The organism is Paraburkholderia sp. BCC1885 (assembly GCF_900996235.1).
Classification (GTDB): Bacteria; Pseudomonadota; Gammaproteobacteria; order Burkholderiales; family Burkholderiaceae; genus Paraburkholderia.
This window is the reverse complement of sequence record NZ_CAAJGM010000041.1, coordinates 1-640: the sequence shown is the minus strand read 5'-3', so window position 1 is coordinate 640 and position 640 is coordinate 1. Positions and strand designations below refer to the sequence as shown.

Below are 640 nucleotides of genomic sequence, written 5' to 3'. Positions count from 1 at the left end.
TTGCGGCGCTCTGGCTGGTCGCGCGCGACAATCCGGGCGCGGTGCTGGCATTGATGCGTGCAGCGGGTGCTGGGCTGGTGCTGGCCGGCCTCGCGCACGTATTGCCGATGCTCGCCAACGCGTGCGACTGGCAAAGCCTGATTCGGGGTGCGAACCGGCCCGGCGTCGCGGGTATGTTGCGACTGGTGTGGATCCGTGAATCGGTCAACAGCATGCTGCCGGTGGCGCGCATCGGCGGCGAGGTGGTGTCGTTCAGGCTGATGCGTCGTCGCGGTTTGCGTGGTTCGACGGCGGCGGCGAGTCTGGTCGTCGACATGCAACTCACGCTGATCAGCCAGTTGATGTTCACGCTGGTCGGTATCGGCTTTCTGTTTGCCCATGCGGCGTCCGGCACGCTACGTCTTGCTGCCGATCTGGCCTGGGGCATCGTGGCGCTCACGCCGCTGCTGGTGCTGTTTGCGCTGGTGCAGCACGCGAGTCCATTCGAGCGCATCACGCGCCTGCTGAATCATGCGACGAGCGGCAAGCTCGCGGCGCTCGTCGGCCAGTCGGCGCGGATCGATCGTTCGATCAGGCTGATCTGGCGCCGCCGTGGGGTGGTGTTGCGCTATCTGTTCTTCTGGCAGCCGCTGCAGTGCGT

The 640-nt window shown here is 66.2% G+C and carries 1 protein-coding gene; it reads left to right on the top strand.

The window, feature by feature from the left end; genetic code table 11:
• On the top strand, positions 1 to 640 hold a 640-nt coding region (locus FQ755_RS03200), incomplete at both ends, for a lysylphosphatidylglycerol synthase domain-containing protein (RefSeq protein WP_186308405.1).